The following is a 2,206-nucleotide window of genomic DNA, read 5'->3' as shown; positions in this document are numbered from 1 at the left end:
CCCTTGAGCTATGGCCACCACTCGGTCGGGATCCGCTTGAACAAATACCGGGAAATCGATCATGCCTTCTCCTATCAGGAGATGGCTGATCAAATCCGGGTCAACCGACTCACGGTGCGGAAAATGGAGCTTGGGCTCCACGATTTCACCGTACGGGAGCTGCAGAGCCTGGCTACCGTGATGAGCACCAGCATAGAGGAGTTGATGAAGCCATTCGCACCATGATCGATGATCGCATGAAGAACTACTGGGGCGCCGTCCGCGGCATGCGGAGGGCGCCCGATGCGCAGAGCCGAGCCGACTGGCTCAAAGGTCCATTCCAACTGGCTATCACGCTGGAGAAGGACCCCAGGCTCCGAGCGCTGCTCGCCAACATCCACCAGGAAAACAACCAGCCGGCCTAGAGCCGGCTTTTTTTATGGGAGAAATAAAAAGTGAACGAAAACCTGAAGCCGACGATCGCCGAGCTGCTGAACCTCAAAGCGCAGCTCGATCCGCTCGAGGCGAAGTTTGAGGCCGCCAAGGAGGTCATCCGCGCGGCCGGCGCCGATAGCTACGACGTCCCTGGCGTCGGCAAGGTCATCGTCAGCGCCCCTGTCTTGAGGACCGCCAAGGGCACGGCGATCGTCATCGACCCCGAGAAGCTCGAACAAGCGAGCGCAAAACTCAAAGCGCAGCTCTTCACCCTTGGAATTCTGAAAACCGAGACGATCTATACAAGGGCTTCGAAATCCAAGGTCGAAGTCAAGCTCGTTGAGGAGGTCAGGAAGGCAGCGTGAACGGCATACACTGGGAAGGCGACATCGCCTTTCTGCTTCAAGGCGAGAAGATAACAACCGCCTTCAATTTCGAGATACCAAGTCCGTTCGAGCCGAGCAAGAACCCTTGCGATCATCGCATTGATCTCCGAGCTGAAGTCGACCCTTCCCGCTTTCCCGCCGACCCGCTGGTAGACGCCATGTTACCCATCCCCCAGACCATGGGGGAACAAGCGGTGTTCACCTCTCAACAAGACATCTCAATCATCCTGGCGACATTGTCCAGGATGTCGGGCCCAACCCGCCTCCCGATCGCTCCTTTCTGGAGCGTCCGACCTGACAAGATCATCAGATCCCTCGGATACACCAACGTCCAGCCTCTCGTCCTCACCGGCGTGCGGGCTAAGGACAAGCGTTTCGTTGACCAGGTCTTGGAAGCGGCCCCCTACCTGCCCCGCCGGCTCGTGCTGCAGGGCGAACCATCCCTCGTTCTCCGCCCGGAGGCGAGAAGAACAAGCACTACTCTAGGACAAGTCAACGTCGCCGATCTGATCTCCCTACCGTGGGAGGCGTACGGCGCCCATCTGCTCAAGCAGCACATGCTTTCAAAAGGACACTGAAATGACCAACGACAACAACCAGCGCCAGGCCAACGTCATCGCCGCCGTCTTCCATTCCTCCGAATATGGTCGCTCGAAGAAGTACCACTACTTCTGCCCATACCCGGTGCGTGTCGATGACCACGTCATCGTCGACAGCCCGATCGGCGGCTACACCTGCGTCAAGGTCGTCGACATCCTCCCGCAGGGCTCGATGAAGGTAAGGCGACGAAGCACGTCATCCAGGTCGTCGACGACAGCGACTACAAGGCCCAGGCCGAGCGAGCCAAGCGCATGGCCGAGCTGGAGGCCGCTCTGGAGAAGCGGACCAAGGAGTACTCCAGGATCCAGTTCTACAAGAAGATGGCCGAGATCGACCCCGTCTCCGCGAAGCTGGTCGCCGAGCTGGAGCAGTTGGCGGCATGACCGACGACCACCAGCGGTTCTGCCGGATCAGCTACTGGAAGCGGAACGGCGACGGCTTTCTGTCTTCCTCCTCCCGAGACGAGCAATGGGACGAGTGTGTGGTCGGGCCGCTGAGCACCTACTCCCCCTACGGGGAGCAGCGGTTCCCTCGGGGTCCGAACTCCGACTACCAGATCCAGAGCCTCGTCTCGCTCCTGCGCCAGGCCTACGAGTTCGGCCAGCGCGCCAAGCTCGCCGAAATCCAACACACACTGGGGATCAGATCATGATCGAGCACGACCTGAAAGTCCTGCGTTCAATCGCAGGCGACCCTGACGCCATCGACGGGTGGGGCGCCGCTGTCGGCGCCTCACTCGGCTACCTGCAGGGCTCCGGCTACGCCACCAGAGGCATGCGGCCGGAGCCCACCGAGAAGGGCTGGAA

General features: G+C 60.3%; 5 protein-coding genes and 1 pseudogene. All 6 read left to right on the top strand.

Features of this window, described 5'->3' with window-relative positions; genetic code table 11:
- Positions 1-225, top strand: a pseudogene (locus tag EOC06_RS42565) (hypothetical protein); the annotation flags it as partial.
- Entirely contained in the window at positions 222-404 is a 183-nt protein-coding gene (locus tag EOC06_RS14875; protein WP_128308133.1) for a hypothetical protein, read from the top strand. The pseudogene EOC06_RS42565 and the gene EOC06_RS14875, both read left to right, overlap by 4 nt.
- A 30-nt stretch (positions 405-434) precedes the next feature.
- Positions 435-779: a hypothetical protein gene (locus tag EOC06_RS14870; protein ID WP_128308132.1), complete on the top strand. Its 345-nt coding sequence runs from the start codon at positions 435-437 to the stop codon at positions 777-779.
- Entirely contained in the window at positions 776-1,378 is a 603-nt protein-coding gene (locus EOC06_RS14865) for a hypothetical protein (protein WP_128308131.1), read from the top strand. Before EOC06_RS14870 ends, EOC06_RS14865 begins: the two co-directional genes overlap by 4 nt.
- A 273-nt stretch (positions 1,379-1,651) precedes the next feature.
- Complete coding sequence (locus EOC06_RS44825; protein WP_281062077.1) at positions 1,652-1,783, top strand: hypothetical protein; 132 nt, start codon at positions 1,652-1,654, stop codon at positions 1,781-1,783.
- Positions 1,780-2,052 carry a hypothetical protein gene (locus EOC06_RS14860; protein ID WP_128308130.1) on the top strand — a complete coding sequence of 91 codons (273 nt, stop codon included), beginning with the start codon at positions 1,780-1,782 and terminating at the stop codon, positions 2,050-2,052. The genes EOC06_RS44825 and EOC06_RS14860 overlap by 4 nt, the downstream gene beginning before the upstream one ends.
- Positions 2,053-2,206: the final 154 nt, after the last annotated feature.

It is taken from the genome of Mesorhizobium sp. M7A.F.Ca.MR.362.00.0.0 (assembly GCF_004023175.1).
Taxonomy (GTDB): domain Bacteria; phylum Pseudomonadota; class Alphaproteobacteria; order Rhizobiales; family Rhizobiaceae; genus Mesorhizobium.
Note: the sequence above shows the minus strand (reverse complement) of the source record. Positions and strands in the feature narration are given on the sequence as shown.

What these genes read in the sequence shown, in the direction of transcription:
- EOC06_RS14875 (WP_128308133.1), top strand. Translation starts at nt 222, where the DNA reads ATGATCGATGATCGCATGAAGAACTACTGGGGCGCCGTCCGCGGCATG.
- EOC06_RS44825 (WP_281062077.1), top strand. Translation starts at nt 1,652, where the DNA reads ATGGCCGAGCTGGAGGCCGCTCTGGAGAAGCGGACCAAGGAGTACTCC.
- EOC06_RS14860 (WP_128308130.1), top strand. Translation starts at nt 1,780, where the DNA reads ATGACCGACGACCACCAGCGGTTCTGCCGGATCAGCTACTGGAAGCGG.